Annotated in this window: 19 protein-coding genes; 14 read left to right on the top strand and 5 right to left on the bottom strand. The window is 67.8% G+C overall.

The window, feature by feature from the left end; translation table 11 throughout:
* Positions 1 to 59 precede the first annotated feature (59 nt).
* Both AC1U2B_RS04135 and AC1U2B_RS04130 read left to right on the top strand, forming a co-directional pair.
* Entirely contained in the window at positions 60 to 869 is an 810-nt protein-coding gene (locus AC1U2B_RS04135; protein ID WP_480215792.1) for a DUF5718 family protein, read from the top strand.
* Between the two features lie 66 nt (positions 870 to 935).
* Entirely contained in the window at positions 936 to 1,187 is a 252-nt protein-coding gene (locus AC1U2B_RS04130; protein WP_260972112.1) for a hypothetical protein, read from the top strand.
* A 9-nt stretch (positions 1,188 to 1,196) separates the two neighbouring features.
* Here the strand turns inward: AC1U2B_RS04130 and AC1U2B_RS04125 are convergent, their stop codons facing one another.
* From AC1U2B_RS04125 to AC1U2B_RS04115, 3 genes are read right to left on the bottom strand one after another with little or no spacing between them, the layout of a single operon-like run.
* The gene (locus tag AC1U2B_RS04125) at positions 1,197 to 1,562 is read right to left on the bottom strand and encodes a hypothetical protein (protein ID WP_051955334.1); all 366 of its coding nucleotides are present in this window, start codon (positions 1,560 to 1,562) and stop codon (positions 1,197 to 1,199) included.
* Complete coding sequence (locus tag AC1U2B_RS04120) at positions 1,559 to 3,109, bottom strand: Rieske 2Fe-2S domain-containing protein (protein WP_043985805.1); 1,551 nt, start codon at positions 3,107 to 3,109, stop codon at positions 1,559 to 1,561. The genes AC1U2B_RS04125 and AC1U2B_RS04120 overlap by 4 nt, the downstream gene beginning before the upstream one ends.
* Positions 3,110 to 3,147: 38 nt before the next feature.
* Positions 3,148 to 3,825: a phosphotransferase gene (locus tag AC1U2B_RS04115; RefSeq protein ID WP_480215791.1), complete on the bottom strand. Its 678-nt coding sequence runs from the start codon at positions 3,823 to 3,825 to the stop codon at positions 3,148 to 3,150.
* A gap of 61 nt (positions 3,826 to 3,886) precedes the next feature.
* On the opposite strand from AC1U2B_RS04115, the gene AC1U2B_RS04110 reads away from it, so the two are divergent.
* The 3 genes from AC1U2B_RS04110 to AC1U2B_RS04100 are packed head-to-tail and all read left to right on the top strand — an operon-like array spanning position 3,887 to position 6,214.
* Positions 3,887 to 4,660, top strand: a complete 774-nt coding sequence (locus tag AC1U2B_RS04110; RefSeq protein ID WP_043402933.1) for a lysophospholipid acyltransferase family protein — start codon at positions 3,887 to 3,889, stop codon at positions 4,658 to 4,660.
* Between the two features lie 4 nt (positions 4,661 to 4,664).
* Complete coding sequence (locus tag AC1U2B_RS04105; RefSeq protein ID WP_480215790.1) at positions 4,665 to 5,402, top strand: lysophospholipid acyltransferase family protein; 738 nt, start codon at positions 4,665 to 4,667, stop codon at positions 5,400 to 5,402.
* Complete coding sequence (locus AC1U2B_RS04100; RefSeq protein ID WP_480216054.1) at positions 5,402 to 6,214, top strand: HAD family hydrolase; 813 nt, start codon at positions 5,402 to 5,404, stop codon at positions 6,212 to 6,214. Before AC1U2B_RS04105 ends, AC1U2B_RS04100 begins: the two co-directional genes overlap by 1 nt.
* Before the next feature lie 2 nt (positions 6,215 to 6,216).
* Here the strand turns inward: AC1U2B_RS04100 and AC1U2B_RS04095 are convergent, their stop codons facing one another.
* Entirely contained in the window at positions 6,217 to 7,833 is a 1,617-nt protein-coding gene (locus tag AC1U2B_RS04095) for an N-acetylmuramoyl-L-alanine amidase (protein WP_480215789.1), read from the bottom strand.
* Positions 7,834 to 7,987: 154 nt separating this feature from the next.
* Positions 7,988 to 8,986 carry a hypothetical protein gene (locus tag AC1U2B_RS04090; RefSeq protein WP_260972110.1) on the bottom strand — a complete coding sequence of 333 codons (999 nt, stop codon included), beginning with the start codon at positions 8,984 to 8,986 and terminating at the stop codon, positions 7,988 to 7,990.
* 203 nt (positions 8,987 to 9,189) lie between these two features.
* Between AC1U2B_RS04090 and glf the strand changes: the two genes are divergently transcribed.
* The 9 genes from glf (at position 9,190) to fadD32 (ending at position 21,410) form a co-directional block, all read left to right on the top strand.
* Positions 9,190 to 10,425: a UDP-galactopyranose mutase gene (gene glf, locus AC1U2B_RS04085; RefSeq protein ID WP_043985801.1), complete on the top strand. Its 1,236-nt coding sequence runs from the start codon at positions 9,190 to 9,192 to the stop codon at positions 10,423 to 10,425.
* 6 nt (positions 10,426 to 10,431) lie between these two features.
* Positions 10,432 to 12,381, top strand: coding sequence for a glycosyltransferase (locus tag AC1U2B_RS04080; RefSeq protein WP_480215788.1), 1,950 nt, complete (start codon positions 10,432 to 10,434; stop codon positions 12,379 to 12,381).
* The gene (locus tag AC1U2B_RS04075) at positions 12,378 to 12,950 is read left to right on the top strand and encodes a phosphatase PAP2 family protein (RefSeq protein ID WP_480215787.1); all 573 of its coding nucleotides are present in this window, start codon (positions 12,378 to 12,380) and stop codon (positions 12,948 to 12,950) included. Before AC1U2B_RS04080 ends, AC1U2B_RS04075 begins: the two co-directional genes overlap by 4 nt.
* Positions 12,947 to 13,861 carry a decaprenyl-phosphate phosphoribosyltransferase gene (locus AC1U2B_RS04070; protein WP_043985798.1) on the top strand — a complete coding sequence of 305 codons (915 nt, stop codon included), beginning with the start codon at positions 12,947 to 12,949 and terminating at the stop codon, positions 13,859 to 13,861. Before AC1U2B_RS04075 ends, AC1U2B_RS04070 begins: the two co-directional genes overlap by 4 nt.
* Positions 13,858 to 15,879 (top strand): terminal beta-(1->2)-arabinofuranosyltransferase, encoded by a 2,022-nt coding sequence (aftB, locus tag AC1U2B_RS04065; protein ID WP_313957348.1) that lies wholly within the window; start codon positions 13,858 to 13,860, stop codon positions 15,877 to 15,879. Before AC1U2B_RS04070 ends, aftB begins: the two co-directional genes overlap by 4 nt.
* Positions 15,880 to 16,042: 163 nt before the next feature.
* Positions 16,043 to 17,044, top strand: coding sequence for an esterase family protein (locus tag AC1U2B_RS04060; RefSeq protein WP_043985797.1), 1,002 nt, complete (start codon positions 16,043 to 16,045; stop codon positions 17,042 to 17,044).
* Between the two features lie 232 nt (positions 17,045 to 17,276).
* On the top strand, positions 17,277 to 18,167 hold the full coding sequence (locus AC1U2B_RS04055; protein ID WP_043402941.1) for an alpha/beta hydrolase-fold protein: 891 nt from the start codon (positions 17,277 to 17,279) through the stop codon (positions 18,165 to 18,167).
* A 117-nt stretch (positions 18,168 to 18,284) separates the two neighbouring features.
* Positions 18,285 to 19,298: a carboxylesterase Culp6 gene (gene culp6, locus AC1U2B_RS04050; protein ID WP_418004350.1), complete on the top strand. Its 1,014-nt coding sequence runs from the start codon at positions 18,285 to 18,287 to the stop codon at positions 19,296 to 19,298.
* A gap of 219 nt (positions 19,299 to 19,517) precedes the next feature.
* A complete protein-coding gene (gene fadD32 / locus AC1U2B_RS04045; RefSeq protein WP_480215786.1) occupies positions 19,518 to 21,410 on the top strand; it encodes a long-chain-fatty-acid--AMP ligase FadD32 in 1,893 nt (630 codons plus the stop codon).
* Positions 21,411 to 21,433 lie beyond the last annotated feature (23 nt).

Here is a 21,433-nt window from a genome sequence, read left to right as displayed (position 1 = left end):
TAAGCGCGACTTGGTTGTGGCTTGTCGGGGCTGGTCACGGCCGAAGTAGGGTGGCTGCCATGATCGATCTCGACCTGGACGACATGCGTGGCTGGTTCGGCTTCGGGGTGGCGGGCAACTTCGCCGGGCACCTCGAACAGGCCGGGGAGGCAGTCGATTTCGTCAACGTCAGGTCGGAGGGCGGGGCGCCCAAGGGCATTTTCCCGTGGTACGCGCCGGGCAGTGACACGTTCCTCGGTGAGTTCCCGCTGTCGACGGACGCCGTCCAGCTGCCCGTGAGTGACACCCCGCTGAATCTGCAGATCGAACCCGAGGTCGGGTTGGCGTGTGAGGTGTCGTGGTCGGGCGACCGGGTGGTCGGGCTGCGGCCGTTCGCGCTGGGCGCGTTCAACGACTGCTCGATCCGCCGGCCCAATGCCCCGAAGATCAGTCACAAGAAGAACTGGGGTCCGGCGTCCAAGGGCGTGGCCCCGCAGTTCTTCGAGATCAGCGACCTGAGCCCCGACGGCCCGACGTCGTCGCTGCGGCTGGCCAGCTTCCTGGACGACGGCACCGGCACCGAGCACGCGTACGGCCAGGACAGCCCGTTGCTGGGCTACTCGTACTACGGCACGCAGCTGCTGGACTGGATCGTCGACCGGCTGGCCAACCAGAAGGGTTCCGACGACACGCCTCTGGAGGATGTGGGCGCCCTGATGGTCGCCAGCGGGCACCCGACGCACCTGCTCGTCGGCATCGGCGCGACGCGCTACACCGAGCTGGGGGAGTCCACCTACCTCAAGCCGGGCGACCAGGCCATCGTGCGCGTGTACGACACCGCCTCCGACGACGCCTCGGTGCTGCGGCAGACGGTGCGGGCCGCGCAGTAGCTCGGTTTACCGTCCCGAATTGGGCGTAGCATTGGTGCACGTCGGGGCCATCGGCCGGAGGTATCCATGATGCTCAACTCGACCCGCTCGTTCGTCATCACGTCGGCGGCAATTCTGGCGTTGAGCGGCAGCAGTGCTGTCGCCGCAGCTGATCCACCCGCTCCAGGTACCCCGTGCGGCGGGGACAAGGTGATCACGTCCATCAACACCTGCGAGCCGCTCAACTCGTCCTGCACCGGCTACGACGGGATGCTCATCGGCCGCGTCGCCGCGGACGGGCGGTGCGTGATTCCCGGGCTCGCCGGCACCACCTGGTAACGGCGACCGTCAGCGGCCTGCTTGTTCCTTCAGCAACACGTCGAGCGTCGCCAGAAACTCCCTGGGTCGCAACGGGGTACAGGCCGGCGCCGGGGTGGTGCCGACGACGTCGAGGGTCACCAGCGTCGACTTGATGGGCCGCCAGATGTCCAGCGGCAGCCAGCGCCGCGGATCGGTGCCGCCCCAGATCAGGAACCGGTCCATGATGAATCCGAGTGATTCGGACTTGTAGCCGCGGATCGCGCTCAGCGGGATGATCTTCGACGTGCCCGACGGAAAGTGGTAGCGGCGCAACGTGATTGCCTGCCGGTCCAGGAAAATCTGGCCGTCGTCGTAGTGCGCGTCCGAGCGAGCGCCGGAGTGGGCGCTGGTCACCGTTTGGCGCTCCGCAATTCGTGCCCCTTGGAGGTCAGGCAGCGGCCGTTGTCGAGGTTCCACTGCCAGCCGTGCAGGTTGCAGGTCAGGGTGTTGCCCTCGACGATGCCGAACTTCGACAGGTCGGCCTTCAGGTGCGGACAGCGGCGCTGAATCTCGTAGCCGCCCAGGTCGATTGACGCCGATGTGTCGTGCGCCTCGGCGAACCAGCCGTCGGCGTAGGCGATGCGCTCGTCGGTCAGGCACTTGAAGAACGTGTAGAGGTATTCGTTGTAGCCGCCGACTCGCCACGCCTGGAAGCGGGTGGACAGGAAGATGGTGTTGACCCAGTCCGGTTCGTCATCGCGCAGCACGGTCCGCACCAGCTCGGGCGCGATGCCGAAGCCGTAGCGGAACTTCTCGTCCGGAATCGCTTCCCGCACAGCGCGTTTCGGAAAGTCCAAGACGACGGTCTCGGTTCCGATTCGCAGCTCGACGGGGTACCCGATGCCGTCGCAGATCTGGTCGCTCTGCACCATGATCGGCTCGAACTTGGCCCGCAGCGGCTCCAGCAGCGAATCGCCGGAAGCCGGCGCCCACGAAGCCTTTTCGGCGGCCAGCACCGGTGCCATGCGCTGGGCGTAGGCCTCGATGTACTCGGCCTTGCCGGTGGTGAAGATCGCTTCGGCCTCGGCGTCAGGGATCGGGTGCGTCAGCGAGTCCAGCGTCGAACCGGTGAACGAGGCCACCGTGCCCGGGATCATCAGCAGTCCGCCGTCGTGACCGTGCCGGCGCAGCTGGTCCAGGAACACCGCCTGGTCCGGGAAGATGTTGGCCGGATCGTCGTGATCGTCGTTGAGCCAACGCAATTCGGGATCCAGGAAGCACGGCGGACCGGCCGACGGAACCACCCAGGTGGCCCCGACCTGCGCGATGTACTGGCGGGAGCGGTCCATCTGCCGCTGCCGCTTCTGGGTGCCGAAGGCCTCCTTGGCGCGGGCCGGCATGTCGTAGACCATCGGGTACCAGATGGCGCCCGAGTACTGCAGCATGTGCACGTCGACGTCGCCGAACTCGGTGGCCACCATGTCCAGGTCGATCGGGCGGGCGTCGTTCATGTTGAACGCGACGGTCTCGCCGTCGGAGACCACCAGGCCCGAGTCGCCGATCGGGCCGTCTGCCGGGGCGCGCAGGGCGATGATCATCACGTCCAGGTCGCCCTTCGGGCCGCTGACGCGGTGCTTCACCGAATCGGTGGTCTCGAAGAACGTGTGGAAGCCGAGGGCCTCGAGCTCACGGCGCAGGTCCGGCACCGGGTAGTCCGGCAGCAGCACCGTCGCGTCCTTGTTGACGTGGGCGCGCAGGTGCTCGGGATCGAAATGGTCCTTGTGCAGGTGGCTGACGTACAGGTAGTCGCAGTCGCCGAGTGCGTCCCAGTCCAGCCGGCTGTTGTCCGGGAACGGGAACCACGACGCGAAGTAGGCAGGGTTCACCCACGGGTCGCACAGAATGCTGCCCGCAGCGGTATCGATCCGGAATCCGGCGTGTCCAACGCTTGTGACCTGCACAAATGCCCCTTTTGGCGGTGGAGAGTTCGCCAGCGAGTCTAACTGGATTCCGGCGCGTCCCAGAGCGCGCGGTAGTAGTCGATGCGTGCGTCGTCCCGCGTCACCCCGTAGGCGTCCAGCAGGGCGGCCTCGTAGTTGCCGGGGTAGTTCCAGTCCAGGGACATGGTGGCGATGGCCAGGTCGGCCCACCGGTCGGCCACCCCGAGGTCCCCGATGTCGACGTGTCCGACGAATGCGCCGTCGTCGCTGATCAGGGTGTTCGGTGAGCAGGCGTCACCGTGGCAGACCACGAGCCGGTCCGGATCGGGGACGTCCACAACCCAGGACGGACGTCCGAATGGGCAGTCCTCGACCGGCAGCGCGTCGTGCATGGCGCGCAGGCCCGCGCCGATCGCGCGGGCCGCGGTCTCGGGATCGTCGGACCACCGCGGGTCGACGGCGGAGCGACCGGGCAGGCCCGCGGTGTGCAGCCAGCCTGGGCCCTCGCCGAGCACGATCGGCACGGCGATGTACTCCCCGGCCCAGCGCAGCCGGACCGCTTCGTCGGTGAGCAGCGGCGCGTGCTCGGCCGGGTAGGTCTTCACATACTCGTCGCCGGCGCCGATGGCGAACGTCACGCCACCGAGTTCGTTCTCCCACACCGCGGTCACGGGACGGCCGACGGCCAGCGTGTCGACGACGTCGGGAATCGGTACGGGGCCGCTCGGGAAGGTCACCCCTACAGCCTGGCCTACCTTTGTAGGCACGGTACCGACGGTCCGCACTAGGCTGATGCTCGTGGAACCGGTATATGGCACGGCAATCAAGCTGGCGCGCACGGTGTGGCGCGTACAGGGCTTGAAGTTCACCGTCACGGGCACAGAGAACCTGCCGGTCAGTGGCGGTGCGGTGGTCGCCATCAACCACACCAGCTACTTCGACTTCACCTTCGCCGGGTTGCCCGCCGTCCTGCAGAAGCGGGGCCGCAAGGTGCGGTTCATGGCGAAGAAGGAAGTCTTCGACAACAAGTACGGCGGCTGGCTGATGCGCAAGATGCGCCACATCCCCGTCGACCGCGGCAGCGGCGCCGACTCGTACTCCGAGGCGGTCAAGCAACTCAAACTCGGCGAGCTCGTCGGCGTCTATCCGGAAGCCACGATCAGCCGCAGCTTCGAGATCAAGGCATTCAAATCGGGCGCGGCGCGGATGGCCATCGAGGCCGACGTGCCGATCGTGCCGCACATCATCTGGGGTGCCCAGCGGATCTGGACCAAGGGCCATCCGCGCAACATGCGCCGCCCCAAGGTGCCCATCCACATCCATGTCGGTGAGCCCATCTACCCGACGCTGCCCGCGGCCGAGTTGACCGCGCTGCTGCACGCCCGCATGCAGCACCTGCTGTCGGAAGTTCAGGACGCGTACGGAGAGCACCCGGCCGGCGAATTCTGGGTGCCGCACCGGTTGGGTGGCGGGGCGCCGACGCTGGCCGAGGCCGACCAGATGGATCTCGACGAAGCCCGCGAAAAAGCGGCCCGCCGGGCGGCGCGGCAGGCGGAAGGGGCGCCGGAGTAGCGCCATGGAGCCAGTCTTCCGCGGCATCGAGATTGCCGCCAAGGCGGCGGTTGCCGCCACCGGGACTCGGATCACTTACCAAGGGCTGGAACACATTCCGGATACCGGTGGCGCGGTGATCGCGATCAACCACACCGGTTACGTCGACTTCCTGCCGGTAGGGCTGGCCGCCACGCATCGGAAGCGCCGGGTTCGCTTCATGCTCAAGGCCGAGGTGCAGCAGGTGCCGATGGGCAATTTCCTGGTCAAACGGGCAGGGCTCATCCCGGTCGACCGCAGTTCCGGCGGTGACGCGTATCCGGTCGCCGTGGAGCGGCTGCGCGCCGGGGAACTGGTCGGGGTGTATCCGGAAGCCACGATCAGCCGCAGTTTCGAGCTCAAGGAGTTCAAGACCGGGGTGGCGCGGATGGCGCTCGACGCGCAGGTGCCGATCATCCCCGTGATCGTCTGGGGCGTGCACCGGGTGTGGACCAAGGACCACCCGAAGCGGTTGGGACGCAAGAAGATTCCGGTCATCGTTCGGGTGGGCGCGCCGGTCCTGGCGACCGGTCCGGTCGCCGAGGTGATGGCGAGACTGCAGCAGACCATGACCGATCAGCTGCACACGGCGCAGGAGGAATATCCGCACCCCGAAGGTGCGTATTGGGTGCCGCGCCGACTGGGCGGCAGCGCCCCGACGCCTGAGGAGGCCGAATTGCTGGAGAAGGCCGAACGGGCCCGTCGGGAAGCCGAGGGCCGGTGATGCTGCCCGCCCTGATCGCCACCGACGTCGACGGCACCCTGCTCGACACCCATGAGCGGGTGACGGCGCGGACCCGCGCCGCCGTACAGGCCGCGGTCGCTAACGGGGCCCGATTCGTGCTCGCCACCGGCCGGCCGCCGCGCTGGATTCCGCCGGTGGTGGAGGGCCTCGGGTTTGCCCCGATGGCGGTGTGCGCCAACGGTGCCGTGGTCTACGACGCCGCGACCGATCGCGTCGTGTCGGCGCACACCCTGTCGCCGGACGCGCTGGGTGAGCTGGCCGAAATCGCCGCCCGGGTGATCCCGGGCGTCGGGCTGGCCGTCGAGCGCGTGGGCCGTACCGCGTTCGACGAGTCGATACCCCAGTTCGCGAGTTCGCCTGGCTACGAACACGCCTGGCACAACCCCGACAACACCGAGGTCTCGATCGAGGACATGCTCAGCGTGCCCGCGGTGAAGCTGTTGATCCGCAAGGCCGGCGCGCACAGCGCCGATCTGGCGGCGGCGCTGGCGCCGCACGTCGGCCTCGCCGGCGACCTGACCTACTCGACCAACAACGGGCTCATCGAAGTGGTGCCGCTGGGTATCAGCAAGGCCACCGGCGTCGCCGAGGTCATCCGCCCGCTGGGGATCAGCGCCGAGGACGTCGTGACCTTCGGCGACATGCCCAATGACGTCCCGATGCTGACCTGGGCCGGGCTCGGGGTGGCGATGGGTAATGCGCATCCGGAGGCCAAGGCGGCGGCCGACGAGGTCACCATGACCAACAGCGACGACGGCGTCGCGCGGGTGCTCGAACGCTGGTGGCTGTAGCTCTAGCTCTGCATCTCGATCCGGCTGAACCGCTCGAGCTGCACCGGCTCCTGCTGCGGTAGCGGCGGAAGTTCTTGCGGCACACCGTCGATGACGCGGGTGACGGTCCCGTGCTCGCGGTCGAAGTTGAGGGTGCCGTGCTGGAAGTTCTGCACGATCCACTGCGGTTCCGGAATCTCCCCGCTGGTCGGCAGCCCGAGGGCGCCGCGTTCGAAACCCAGTGCGCCCCAGGCGTCGTAGAGGGATCCGGTCAGCGGCTGGGCGCCGGTGGCGGGCGACCAGTACATGGCGCCGTGGTCGAAGGTCGCATAGCGGGTGTGGCCGTCGGCCGCGGCCTCCGGTGAGGTGGCGACGCCGAGCGGGCTGGCCGCCCCGCCCATGGCCTGCCACTTGTCGAAGATGGCGCCGCCGCGGAGCATTTCCATGGCGCTCAGGGCACCCGGTGGGGCGGTGACAGATGCTGCGATGTCCCGCAATTCGCCCATCGCGGCGTAGGCGGCGTTGCCCGGGCAGTCGGTGTTGCCGACGTCGCGGTGGGTGAAGATGGTCGGCAGGGTCGGCGTCGCGCCGGCGGGGAAGTGGGTGAAGGTGCCGCCGCCCGAGGTCAGCACCACGCTGCCCAGGGGATTGACGTGGTCCAGACTCAGCCGCCAGCCGATCAGCCGGCCGGTCATCTTCAGCTGTAGCGGGGTCGGGGGCACGACGTCGAAGTCACCGAGCATGGCCACGCCCCAGGTGTCGACGTTGAATCCGCCGGTGTGCGACCCCTCGACGGGCCTCGTCATCCCGCCGAACCGGCCTTCGAAAACCTGACCGTACTTGTCGACGAGCGCGTTGTAAGCGATGTCGCACCAACCCAATTCGCGGGTGTGGTACTCGTAGATCGAGCGGACGATGCCCGCGGAATCCTCCGGTGCGTAATCGTTGCTGCCGGCGGTGTGGTGCACGATCGCGGCACGCACGCCCGGGTCGTACACCGGCTGGCCGCAGCGGACGCCCTCGTTGGCGCCCCACTGAGCGCGGCTGATGATGTTCGGCGGCTGGTTCGGTGCCGAGACCGCGGTCGGCTGGAACTGGACGTCGGCCGGCGCCTCCGGCGGGCTGATGAGCACCGCTTTCATGCTGGGGCCCAACGGCTTTTCGACGTCGACGGGGCGGTACCCCAGTCCGGGACCCTGCGGTCGGTTGGCGTCCGGCGGTGTGGCGGCCGCTTCGGCGGGCCGGGTCACCGCGATCTGGACGGTCGTGGTGCGGCCGATGAACACGGGCTCGGTGCCGCGAGTGGTGGCGCGGGCCTCGCCGACGCCGTCGGGTGCCTCGACTTCGTACCAGGGTCCCCAGGACCCGTCGGCTTTCTGGGCGCGCACGCGGGCCGAGGTGCCGGTGAAGTCCGATGCGGTGAGCGCGACCAGGGAGAAGGGGGTGTCCTGGTGGATTTCCCGGACGGTCTGTCCGCCTCCGACGCCGGCCAGTGGCTGCGTGCGCAGCTCTGGTGCCGACGGCTTGTCGTCCGTCAGGCCGGGGATGCCGGGGATACCGCTGACGGCCAACGGCACCATCACGACGGTCGCCGCCAGGGCGGACAACAGTATTGACGGTGCGGGTCGACGGCGCGGCACAGCGCGAATGTTACGTATGTGCCGGGTGTTACCAGTGTTTCGACACGGGTTACTGGGCTGTCAATTCTCTGCGAGACGCCGCAACGGCACCGCAGAGCCGTGGGGCTTCTGCGGTGCCGTCTTGGTTACAGGTCTTCAGTTGTGTGACGGGATGTCAGACCGCGGGTGCCGGCAAGGCCGGTGCGGCCGCTGCGGCTGCCGCGGGGGCGGCCTGAGCGGACTTCACCGCGGACGTGATGGCCGGCATGACCATGCCCTTGAGCAGGTCGATCGCCTGGGTCGCGCCCAGCTGGTTGGCCGCGCTGGTCAGATCGCTGATCAGCCCGCCGCCGCCGCTGCTCGGAGCTGCGCCGAGGCCGAGGCCGTCGCCGCCACCCAGTCCGACCGACGGGTCACCCAGGATCGGGTAGCTGCCGCCCAGTCCCTGGCCCGGGCCGAGGCCCAGGCTGGCGTTGGGATCGGTCATCGGCATCCCTGCCGTGCCGAGCCCTGCCGGGTTCGCGCTGATCGACGGCGTCGTCAGGCCCGTGGCGTTGAGACCGGGAGCCGTCAGCCCAGGCGTGCTCACGCTCGGGAGGGTGGCGCCCTGGGTCGTCAGGCCGGCGCTGGGCAGGCCGCCCAGTCCCGGGGTCAGCGCTGACGGGCTGGTGGTGCCCAGGCCGGTCGGCGGGGTGAGGCCAGGTGCGGTCGCCCCGGTCGGCGGGGTCAGACCAGGTGCGGTCAGTCCGGTCGACGGGGTGGTGCCCAGGCCAGGGGTCAGGCCGGCCGGCGGAGTGAGACCACCAGCGGGCGTCAGGCCGGTCGGCGGCGTCAGACCTGGGGTGCTCAGGCCGGGGGTCAGGCCCGGAGAGCTCAGTCCCGGGGTCAGGCTGGTCTGCGGCGACAGTCCGGTCAGGGGGCTGGTGGAGCCGCCGGCGCCGCCCATGAGGTTCGGCAGGTTGACGCCGAACTGGGACAGGCCCTGCGATAGCGCGGACATGACCTCGTTGGGGAGGTCGGTGACCAGCGCGGCCTGGACGAATTCGCGGTGCTGCGGAGTCGGGTTTGCCGGGGTCATCTGGGCGACCGCCACGAGTGCGATCGGACTTGCGACGGCCACGGCGGCGACTGCGCTCATGGCTGTCGAGAGCTTGCGTCGACGTCGGTTAGGCACGGAAGTCTCCTCGGGTCGTGTGGGGCACGGCTCGAGCTGGCTTGCCGAGTCGTCGGTACTGACGGATTCGATGTTAAAGCTGTGATTGGTGGGATTAGAGTGACGATGCGGAATCGTGAGCGAATTGCGACCGGCCCGCGCACTGGCTGGGCCGACAGGGTGTTTTCGGGCCGAACGGCCTCTGTCGGATACCCTGAACGCCGATGACCTCCGCTGATTCCCGGGGCGCTGTGACCCAGTCCTCCGGCCCATATGACCTCATCGTCGTCGGCTCCGGATTCTTCGGCCTGACGATTGCCGAGCGCGCGGCAACCCAACTCGACAAGCGGGTGCTGGTCGTCGAGCGCCGGCACCACCTCGGCGGCAACGCCTACTCCGAAGCCGAGCCGGAAACCGGCATCGAGGTGCACAAGTACGGTGCCCACCTGTTCCACAACTCCAATCAGCGGGTGTGGGACTACGTGCGGCAGTTCACCGACTTCACCGGCTACCAGCATCGCGTCTTTGCCATGTACGACGGCCAGGCCTACCAGTTCCCGATGGGACTGGGTCTGGTGTCGCAGTTCTTCGGGCGCTATTTCAGCCCGGAGCAGGCCCGCGCCCTGATTGCCGAGCAGTCCGCCGAGATCAACACCGACGATGCGCAGAACCTCGAAGAGAAGGCCATCTCGCTCATCGGCCGGCCGCTCTACGAGGCCTTCGTCAAGGGCTACACCGCCAAGCAGTGGCAGACCGATCCGAAGGACCTGCCCGCGTCGATCATCAGCCGCCTGCCGGTGCGCTACAACTTCGACAACCGCTACTTCAACGACACCTACGAGGGTCTGCCGGTCGACGGCTACACCGCCTGGCTGCAGAACATGGCCGCCGACGAGCGCATCGACGTGGTGCTGAACACCGACTGGTTCGACGTGCGGGACTCGCTGCGCGCCGAGAGCCCGGACGCCCCGGTGCTGTACACCGGTCCGCTCGACCGCTACTTCGACTACTCCGAGGGCCGGCTGGGCTGGCGCACCTTGGACTTCGAGATGGAAGTCCTGCCCATCGGTGACTTCCAGGGCACCCCGGTGATGAACTACAACGACCCCGACGTGCCGTTCACCCGGATCCACGAGTTCCGGCACTTCCACCCCGAGCGGGAGTACCCGACCGACAAGACCGTCATCATGCGGGAGTTCTCGCGCTTCGCGGGCGACGACGACGAGCCGTACTACCCGATCAACACCGATTCGGATCGCGCGATCCTGGCCGCCTACCGCGCCAGGGCCAAGGCCGAGACCGATGAGAACCGCGTGCTGTTCGGCGGCCGCCTCGGCACCTACCAGTACCTCGACATGCACATGGCCATCGCCAGTGCGCTGAACATGTACGACAACGTCCTGATGCCGCACCTGCGTGACGGCGCGGCCCTCGGCGACGCCGTTGCAGAAAGTAGCTGAAAAACCATGAGCGACATTCCGTCCGGCGCGCTGGCGTCGGGACAGTCCCGCGCCGTGAGCCTGCTGTCTCGGGTCATCCTGCCTCGGCCGGGTGAGCCCCTCGACGTTCGCAAGCTGTACATCGAGGAGTCGTCCACCAACGCCCGGCGCGCGCACGCCCCGACCCGCACCACACTGGAAATCGGTGGGGAGTCCGAGGTTTCGTTCGCCACCTACTTCAACGCGTTCCCGGCTAGCTACTGGCGCCGCTGGTCGATCCTGACCTCGGTGGTGCTGCGCGTCGAGCTGACCGGCAGCGCCCGTGTCGACGTCTACCGGTCGAAGGCGACCGGCGCGCGAATCACCGTGGGCGGCAGCGAAATTGCCAGCGGCGAGGACGGCCTCCCGGCAGTGGTCGAGTTCGAGATCGGCTTGGAGCCGTTCGAGGACGGCGGCTGGATCTGGTTCGACATCACCACCGACAGCGCGGTGACGGTGCACAACGCCGGGTGGTACGCACCGGTGGAAGCGCCCGGCCGGGCGAACATCACGATCGGCATCCCGACCTTCAACCGCCCGGCGGACGCCGTCAACGCGCTCGCGGCGCTGACCTCGGATCCGTTGGTGGACCAGGTGATCGGTGCGGTCATCGTGTCCGATCAGGGCGCCAACAAGGTCAAGGACCACCCCGACTTCGCGGCCGCGGCAGCCCCGCTGGCCGACCGGTTGTCCATCCACAACCAGCCGAACCTCGGTGGCTCCGGCGGCTACAGCCGGGTGATGTACGAGGCGCTGAAACACACTGACTGCGAACAGATCCTGTTCATGGACGACGACATCCGCGTCGAGCCCGACTCGATCCTGCGGGCGCTGGCGTTCAACCGGTTCGCCAAGACGCCGACCCTGGTCGGCGGCCAGATGCTCAACCTGCAGGAGCCCTCGCACCTGCACGTCATGGGTGAGATGGTCGATGCGGCGAACTTCATGTGGACGCACGCCGTCAATGCCGAGTACGACCACAACTTCGCGAAGTACCCTCTCGCCGACGAGGAGGAGTACCGCAGCAAGATCCTGCACCGCCGCATCGACGTCGACTACAACGGCTGGTGGATGTGCATGATCCCGCGCGCGGTGGCCGAGGAACTCGGTCAGCCGCTGCCGCTCTTCATCAAGTGGGACGACGCGGACTACGGGCTGCGCGCGGGCGAGCACGGCTACCCGACGGTGACGCTGCCCGGCGCGGCGATCTGGCACATGGCGTGGAGCGACAAGGACGACGCCATCGACTGGCAGGCGTACTTCCACCTGCGTAACCGCCTCGTGGTGGCGGCGCTGCACTGGGACGGCAATATCCGTGGCCTGGTGGCGAGCCACTTCAAGGCGACTGTCAAACACCTTCTGTGCCTTGAGTATTCGACGGTGGCGATCCAGAACCGGGCCATGGACGACTTCCTCGCCGGGCCGGACAACCTGTTCACCATCCTCGAGTCCGCGCTGCCCGAGGTGCGCGCCATGCGTGCCGAGTACCCGGACGCGGTGGTGCTGGAAAGCGCGACCACGCTGCCCGCGCCGTCGGACAAGAAGTGGCGCCGGAAGGTCAAGATTCCCACCAGCTTGCCCGCCATCGCGGTCCGGCTGACCCGCGGTGTGGTGAACCAGCTCAAGCCGCACGATCCGGAACACCATGTGCGGCCGCAGATCAACGTTGCGACGCAGGATGCGCGCTGGTTCTCGCTGTGCATGGTCGACGGTGTCACCGTCACCACCGCCGACGGCCGCGGCGTGGTCTACCGGCAGCGCGACCGCGAGAAGATGTTCGAGTTGCTGCGTGAGTCGCTCAAGCGTCAGGCGCTGTTGGCCCGCAAGTTCAACCGCATGCGTCGGGTGTACCGCAACGCACTGCCGGAGCTGACGAGCAAGGAGCGGTGGGAAGCCGTGCTGCTGGCCTCCCAAACCGAATCGGCCGGTGCCAGATGAGCCTCGAAGGTATCGAGGGTGATGATGCCGCCCCTGGTGCTCCGCACGGTGAGGACGCCATCCTGGTCGGCGTGCAGTCCGCGCTGACCGGACGTCCCGGGGTGCTCGCCGGCGCCCGCGTGCTGTCGTACTTCGGTGAGCACAGCCTCGGCTGGTTCGCCGTTTGTGGCCTGGGTGCGGTGCTGCAGCCGCAGCGCCGCCGGGCCTGGGTGACGGCCGGTGTCGGCACCTTCCTGGCCCATGCGGCCGCCGTGCTGATCAAGCGCGTGGTCAAGCGGGAGCGCCCGCAGCACCCGGCCATCGCCGTCAACGTCGGCACCCCGAGCCGGCTGAGCTTCCCGTCGGCGCATGCGACGTCGACCGCTGCGGCCGCGATCCTCATCGGCCGGGCCACGGGCCTGCCGCTGCCGTGGTTCCTGGTGCCGCCGATGGCGTTGTCGCGGCTGGTTCTGGGCGTGCACTATCCCACTGACGTGCTGACCGGTGTCGTGGTGGGAACCGCGGTCGCCGAATCAGTTGGCGCGATTTCCGAGCGAACTGCAAAGCGCGAACCAAAGGCTGGGGCATGACCGAAGTGACGCAGGAGCTGGGGCCGCCGAAGAACCTGGCCGCCGGCCTGGTCAAGGCGCTGCGGCCGCGCCAGTGGGTGAAGAACGTCCTGGTGTTGGTCGCACCGCTGGCGGCCCTTGGTGGCGGGGCGCACTACAGCTACGCCGATGTGCTCAAGCACGTCGGCGTGGCGTTCGTGGTGTTCTGCATGGCCGCGTCGTGCATCTACCTGATCAACGATGCCCGCGATGTGGAAGCGGACCGCCTGCACCCGACCAAGCAGTATCGGCCGATCGCGGCCGGCGTGGTTCCGGTGACCATGGCCTATGGACTGGCTGCGGCACTGGGTGTCGGCTCGCTGGCCATCTCGTGGTGGCTCACGCCCAGCCTGGCGATCGTCATGGCCGTTTATATCGCGTCCCAGCTGGCCTACTGCTTCGGCCTGAAACATCAAGCGGTGCTGGACATCTGCATCAACGCCTCCGGGTTCCCGCTCCGTGGCATCGCCGGTGGTGTCGCCGCCGGGATCCCGCTGTCCAAGTGGTTCCTGCTGGTGTTCGCGTTCGGCTCGCTGTTCATGTCGGCCGGAAAGCGTTACGCCGAACTGCAACTCGCTGAACGCACCGGGGCCAAGATCCGCAAGGCGCTGGAGTCGTACACCAGCAGCTACCTGCGGTTCGTCTGGACGTTGTCCGCGACCGCCGTGGTGCTCTGCTACGGCCTGTGGGCCTTCGAGGGCAACAAGGGCCCGTGGTTCGCGGTGTCGATGGTGCCGTTCACCATCGCGATCCTGCGCTACGCCGTCGACGTCGACAGCGGCGCGGCGGGTGAACCCGAGGAGATCGTGCTGAACGACCGGGTGTTGCAGCTGCTGGGCGTGGCCCTGGTCGCAACGCTCGTCGCCGCGATTCTGCCCGGACTGATCCGGTGAGTGACTCGCCCGCCCAGCAATTGCTGCGCGGGCCGGTCTTTCCGTATGGCCGGGCCGCGCGGATCAGCCTGTGGCTGAGCGTCGCGGTGTCTGCCGCCCTGTTCGGTTGGGGCGCCTGGCAGCGCCGGTGGATCGCGGACGACGGCCTGATCGTGCTGCGCACGGTGCGAAACCTGTTGGTCGGCAACGGCCCCGTCTTCAACGCCGGTGAGCGCGTCGAGTCCAACACCTCGACGCTGTGGACCTATCTGGTCACCCTCGGCGCCTGGATCGGCGGCTCGGTGCAGCTCGAGTACGTCGCTCTGGCCCTGGCCCTGACGTTGAGTGTGGCGGGCCTGGTCTTCGCGATGCTCGGCACCGGCCGGCTGTACGCCCCCGGGCTGCGGGGCCGTCGTGCACTGCTGGTCCCGGCCGGCGCCCTGGTCTACATGGCGGTGCCGCCGGCGCGTGACTTCGCCACGTCGGGCCTGGAAAACGGCCTGATCATGGCCTACCTCGGACTGCTCTGGTGGATGCTGGTGTGCTGGGGTCAGGGCCCGATTGCTCCTCGCGTCCGCGGTGCCGTGCGCGCGCCCGGTGCCGAAGACCGCGAAGCCGACGCCAACGTCACCAGCGCCCGGTTCGACGGCGCGCTGGCCTGCCTGGCCGGGCTGTCGGTCCTGGTACGCCCCGAGTTGGCGCTGATCGGCGGGGTGGCGCTGGTCATGCAGTTGGTCGCCGCCCGCGGCCGGCGCCGGCGGCTCATCATCGTGGTGGCCGGTGGTCTGCTGCCGATCGGCTACGAGATCTTCCGCATGGGCTATTACGGCCTGCTGGTGCCGATCACCGCCCTGGCCAAGGACGCCACCGGATCCAAGTGGCAGCAGGGTTTCGTCTACCTCAGCAACTTCAACGGGCCGTACTTGTTGTGGGTCCCGGCTGTGCTGACCGCGGCGCTCGCGATTGTGTTGTTCGTCACTCACAGCCGGCCGTGGTGGGGCCAGGCGGCGCCGCGCGGCTACAGCACCTTGGCCCGTCGGGTCCAAAGTCCCACTGCGGTAGTGATTTTCATGGTGGGCAGTGGTCTGGTGCAGGGGCTGTACTGGATCCGCCAGGGCGGCGACTTCATGCATGGCCGGGTGCTGTTGGTACCGCTGTTCTGCCTGGTCACGCCTGTTGCGGTGATTCCGATCGTGCTTCCTGACGGCAAGAACATCGCCCGCGAGGTCGGCTACGCGCTGGCCGGTACGACGACGGCCCTGTGGCTGGCGGTCGTCGGCTGGTCGCTGTGGGCGGCCAACTCACCTGGCCTCGGATCCGACGCCACGCGGGTGACCTACTCCGGCATCGTCGACGAGCGGCGCTTCTACTCGCAGGCCACCGGCCACGCGCACCCGCTGACGGCCGCGGACTATCTGGACTACCCGCGGATGCGGGCGGTGCTCGCGGCCATCGACAACACCCCGGTCGGCGCGCTGCTGCTGCCGTCGGGCAATTACGACCAGTGGGACGTGGTGCCGGCGATGCCGCCCCCGGTGCCGGACCCGACGTTTCCGGCGCCGCCCAACTGGTTCGAAAAAGGGCCGCACACAGTCTTTTTCACCAACCTGGGCATGATGGGTATGAACCTGCCGCTCGAGGTCCGGGTGATCGACCAGATCGGGCTGGCCAATCCGCTGGCCGCCCACACGGCGCGGCTGGACGATGCGCGCATCGGTCACGACAAGGAGCTGTTCCCGGACTGGGCGGTGGCCGAGGGCCCGTTCCTGCGTAAGCCGCCGTGGATTCCGACGTATCTCGACCAGGACTGGGTGGCGCAGGCGGCGGTCGCCCTGACGTGCCCGGAGACCGAGACGATGCTGAGTTCGGTACGGGCTCCGATGGGCGTACACCGGTTCATGTCAAATCTGGTACACGCGTTCACATTTACGCGTTACCGGATTGATCGCGTGCCGTTATACGAGCTGTATCGCTGCAAGCTCGATGTGCCTCCGAGGCTGTCGACCCCTTACACTGGCTTACCGGCTACCGGGCCGTAGTTTCGGCGCATGAGCGCTGGCACGGTCTGAAGCGTAGGTAACGCCGGGGAACCATGCGGCGATAACCACTCGGGCGAGTGCGCCCGGCCTGATCGTCACCTCAACGGCAGAGGCGGTGGTGAGGGTTGTCCGTACGCCGTCATTGGAAATATTAGGGAGCGGTATGAGTTTCGTTGGGAAGATGCGGTCCATGGCCAAGGCCATGCCGCGCCGGATGGCGGTTGCGGCGGTTGCCGCGGCAGCGCTGCCCGGTCTCGTCGGTGTTGTCGGTGAAACGGCGACTGCAGGGGCTTTCTCGCGTCCCGGTCTGCCGGTTGAGTACCTGCAGGTTCCGTCGGCGGCCATGGGTCGCGACATCAAGATCCAGTTCCAGAGCGGTGGCGCCAACTCGCCCGCCGTCTACATGCTTGACGGTCTGCGTGCGCAGGACGACTACAACGGCTGGGACATCAACACCGCCGCGTTCGAGTGGTACAACGGCTCGGGCCTGTCGATGGTCATGCCGGTCGGCGGCCAGTCCAGCTTCTACAGCGACTGGTACAAGCCGGCTTGCGGCAAGGCTGGTTGCTCCACCTACAAGTGGGAGACCTTCCTGACCCAGGAGCTGCCCGCTTACCTGCAGGCCAACAAGTCGGTCAAGCCGACCGGTGGCGCTGCGATCGGTCTGTCGATGGCCGGTTCGGCCGCGATGACCCTCGCGATCTACCACCCGCAGCAGTTCATCTACGCGGGCTCGATGTCGGGCTTCCTGAACCTGTCCGAGGGCTGGTGGCCGTTCCTGGTCAACATCTCGATGGGTGACGCCGGTGGCTACAAGGCCGACGACATGTGGGGCTCGACGGGCTCCCCGGACAACGCCTGGAAGCGCAACGACCCGTTCGTGAACATCGCGACGCTGGTTGCCAACAACACCCGCCTGTGGGTCTACTGCGGCGATGGCAACCCGAGCGACCTCGGCGGCAACAACGTGCCGGCCAAGTTCCTCGAGGGCCTGACCATCCGCACCAACCGGACCTTCCAGGAGACCTACCTGGCTGCCGGTGGCACCAACGGTGTGTTCAACTTCCCCAACAGCGGTACCCACGACTGGGGCTACTGGGGCCAGCAGCTGCAGGCCATGAAGCCTGACCTGCAGCGTGTGCTGGGTGCTTCGGGCCAGGCGTAAGCCCTGACCTGAGGTAAATCCTCCGGCAACAACTCGCACTGGCGGCGGCGACCTTCACAGGTCGTCGCCGCCAGTCGTTTGTGTCGAGGTAGACGCACATCACCCCAGCCGCTGGCAACGTTCCCTCCCATTGTTCGGTCACCATCTGTCGAGGTGATGTGGTTCACTACAACGCGGGTTCAGACGCTCGGACGACACACGACAGGTGAGGTTGGTTATGGGGCTGCAGGCAATGCGGGGGATGTTCCGGACGATGGCCGCCACCGCGGCTGCTGTGGTGCTCGCCGGCGGCATGCTGACGGGCGCCGGGACCGCCCACGCTGCGGGTGTGGAGACGTTGATGGTGCCCTCTGCCGCGATGGGCCGGGATATCCCGGTGTCGTTCCAGGCCGGCGGTCCGCACGCGGTCTTCCTGCTCGATGCCTTCAATGCCGGCCCGGATGTCAGCAACTGGGTCACCGCCGGCAATGCCATGGGCACGCTGGCCGGTAAGGGCATCTCCGTGGTTGCCCCGGCCGGTGGCGCGTTCAGCTTCTACACCAACTGGGAGCAGGACGGTTCCAAGCAGTGGGAGACCTTCCTGAGCCAGGAGCTCCCGGACTATCTGGCCGCCACCAAGGGTCTGGCCCCGAACGGTCACGGTGTGGTCGGTGCGGCCCAGGGCGGCACCGCCGCGTTGTCGCTGGCCGAGTTCCACCCCGACCGGTTCCGCTTCGCCGGCTCGCTCTCGGGCTTCCTGACCCCGTCGTCGACGACGTTCAACGGCGCGATCACCGCCGGGATGCGGGAGTTCGGTGGCGTGGACACCTACGGCATGTGGGGCGCCCCGCAGCTGGGCCGCTGGAAGTGGCACGACCCCGATGTGCACGTCAGCCTGCTGAACCAGAACAACACCCGGATCTGGGTGTTCAGCCCGTCGACGGTGACCTGCAGTGACCCGGCGGCCATGATCGGCTACTGCGACCAGGCGCAGGGCAGCAACCGGGCGTTCTACGCGCATTACCGCAGCGTCGGCGGCCACAACGGGCACTTCGATTTCCCGGACGGCCCGCAGCACGATTGGGGTAGCTGGAGCGGTCAGCTCGGCGCCATGTCGGGCGAATTGGTGAGCGTCATCCGCTAGCTCTCACCGGAGTGATCTTGCCGACGGAACCCGTCGGCGTGACCTCGACGTGACGAGCGCTGAGTACATTCGGATCGCAACCGGATCGACTCTGCAAGCAGGAGAACCTCACACCACATGGCCACCAACAATCGGCGTCGCCGCCACCGCATCCTTGCCATCGCCGCGGCGGGCGCTGTAGCACTGCTGGTCATCGTGGTCGCCTTCGCGATCGTGGTGTGGCTGCGTCAGCCGGGCGAGATTCCCGGGCCGACGCCGCCCTCGGCGCAGCCGCCGACCTCAGGGCCCACCACGAAGCCGTCCAAGCCGCGGCCGGCCTACCAGTCGGCCGACTGCCCCGATGTGCAGCTGATCTCGATCCCGGGTACCTGGGAGTCGTCGCGGGTGCTCGATCCGCTGAACCCGACGCCGTCGTTCCCGATCGCGCTGCTGCTGAACGTGAGCAATCCGCTCGGCCAGGATTTCGGTGCCGACCGGCTGGCCCAGTACACGGTGCCCTACACCGCGCAGTTCCATAACCCGCTTGCCGCGGACAACCAGATGTCGTACAACGACAGCCGCGAAGAGGGCAAGAAGAAGGCCGTAGAAGCGATCACCGACATCAACAACCGGTGCCCGCTGACCAGCTTCGTGATCATCGGCTTCTCGCAGGGCGCGGTCATCGCCGGCGACATCGCCAGTGACATCGGCAACGGGCGCGGTCCCATCGACCAGGACCTGGTGCTCGGTGTGACGCTGATCGCCGACGGCCGGCGCCAGCCCAACGTGGGCAAGGACGTCGGCCCGAACCCGCCGGGGCAGGGCGCCGAGATCACGCTGCACGAACTGCCGCTCGGGATGCTCGGCCTGAACATGACGGGACCGCGCGTCGGTGGCTTCGGTGAGCTCAACGACCGGGTCAACGAGATCTGCGGAAAGGGCGACCTGATCTGCGCCGCGCCGACCGAGGCGTTCAACGTCGTCAACCTGCCCAGCACGCTCGCCACCCTGTCCGGCAGCGCCGCGGGACCGGTGCACGCGCTGTACAACACCCCGCAGTTCTGGACCCTCGACGGTCAGACCTCGACCCAGTGGACGCTGGACTGGGCCAAGCAGTTGGTGGACAACGCGCCGCATCCCAAACACGGCTGACATCACAGGTTGGCTACTGGCGAGTACAAAATCGGTGGGGTGATTTGGCCTGCGAATACGCGTCACCTAACATTAAGAGATAGCTAAGAGCACGGCCTTATCATTGACCGGTGCATCTTGGGGTGGCATATCGCTACTGCCCGGTACCATTTGCCGGGATTTGGCGTGACTGGCCGCACACGAAGTAGCCAGCGCGGCAGGCTGTGACAGGAGATTTTGATGGCGTTCCACAACCCGTTCATCAAGAACGGGAAGATCAGCTTCCCGGACAACGCGAGCATCGTCGGACACGTCGAGCGCTGGGCGAAGGTCCGTGGTGGCCGACTGGCGTTCCGGTTCCTGGACTACTCCACCGAGCGCGACGGCGTCGCCCGCGATCTGAACTGGGCCCAGTTCAGCGCCCGCAACAAGGCGGTGGCCGCACGCCTGCAGCAGGTCACCGAGGTCGGCGACCGCGTCGCGATCCTGTGCCCGCAGAACCTGGACTACCTCGTCGCGATGTACGGCGCCATGTACGCCGGCCGCATCGCCGTGCCGCTGTTCGACCCGTCCGAGCCGGGCCACGTCGGCCGCCTGCATGCCGTCCTGGACGACTGCAAGCCGTCGGCCATCCTGACCACCACCGCCGCTGCCGAAGGCGTGCGCAAGTTCTTCCGTAGCCGCCCGGCCAACGAGCGCCCGCGCGTCATCGCGGTCGACGCGGTGCCCGAAGAGGTCGCCGCCACCTGGATCCCGTTCGAGGACATCGACGAGAACACCGTCGCCTACCTGCAGTACACCTCGGGCTCGACCCGCATCCCGACCGGCGTGCAGATCACCCACATGAACCTGGCCACCAACGTGGTCCAGGTCGTCGACGCGCTGGAGGGCGAAGAGGGCGACCGTGGCCTGTCCTGGCTGCCGTTCTTCCACGACATGGGTCTGATCACCGCGCTGATCGCGCCGATGATCGGCCACAGCTTCACCTTCATGACGCCCGCGGCCTTCGTGCGCCGGCCGGAGCGCTGGATTCGCGAGATGGCCCGCAAGGACACCGACACCGGCGGCGTCATCTCGGTGGCCCCGAACTTCGCCTTCGATCACGCCGCGGCCCGCGGTGTGCCGAAGGAAGGCCCCGGCTCCATCGATTTGTCCAACGTCAAGGCCGTGCTGAACGGCAGCGAGCCGATCTCGGCCGCGACCGTGCGCCGGTTCAACGAGGCCTTCGGCCCGTTCGGCTTCCCGTCCAAGGCCATCAAGCCGTCGTACGGTCTGGCCGAGGCCACGCTGATGGTGTCGACGACCCCGTCCGCCGCGGAGCCGACCATCGTGTCGGTGGACCGCGACTGCCTCAACACCGGCACCTTCGTGGTGGTCCCGGACGACTCGCCGAAGGCGGTCGCCCAGGCCGGTGCCGGCAAGATCGGCGTGGACGAGTGGGCCGTCATCGTGGACGCCGAGACTGCCACCGAGCTGCCCGACGGCCAGATCGGTGAGATCTGGATCAGCGGCGCCAACATGGGCACCGGCTACTGGGGCAAGCCCGAAGAGACCATCGAGACCTTCCAGAACACCCTCAAGTCGCGCACCAGCCCGTCGCACGCCGAGGGCGCGGAAGACAGCGCCACCTGGGTGCGCACCGGCGACTACGGCGCCTACCACGACGGCGAGCTGTACATCACCGGCCGCGTCAAGGACCTGGTCATCGTCGACGGCCGTAACCACTACCCGCAGGACCTCGAGTACTCGGCGCAGGAGGCCAGCAAGGCACTGCGCGTCGGCTACGTGGCGGCGTTCTCGGTGCCGGCCAACCAGCTGCCCGACGAGGTCTTCGCCGACGCGCACTCCGGCCTCAAGCGCGACAAGGATGACACCTCCGAACAGCTGGTCATCGTCGGCGAGCGTGCCGCCGGTGCCCACAAGTTGGAGATCCAGCCGATCATCGACGACATCCGCGCGGCCATCGCGGTGCGCCACGGCGTCACCGTGCGCGACGTGGTGCTGACCGCGGCCGGCGCCATCCCGCGTACCTCCAGCGGCAAGATCGGCCGCCGCGCCACCCGTTCGGCCTACCTGGACGGCACGCTGCGCAGCGGCAAGGTGGCCAACGCGTTCCCCGACGATCTGAACTGAACTCCTCTATCCCGGGCCCGAAC

The sequence above is a fragment of the Mycolicibacterium sp. P4_G11 genome, from assembly GCF_056555145.1.
The sequence above is the reverse complement of the archived record's forward strand: the minus strand, read 5'-3'. Positions and strand labels throughout refer to the sequence as shown.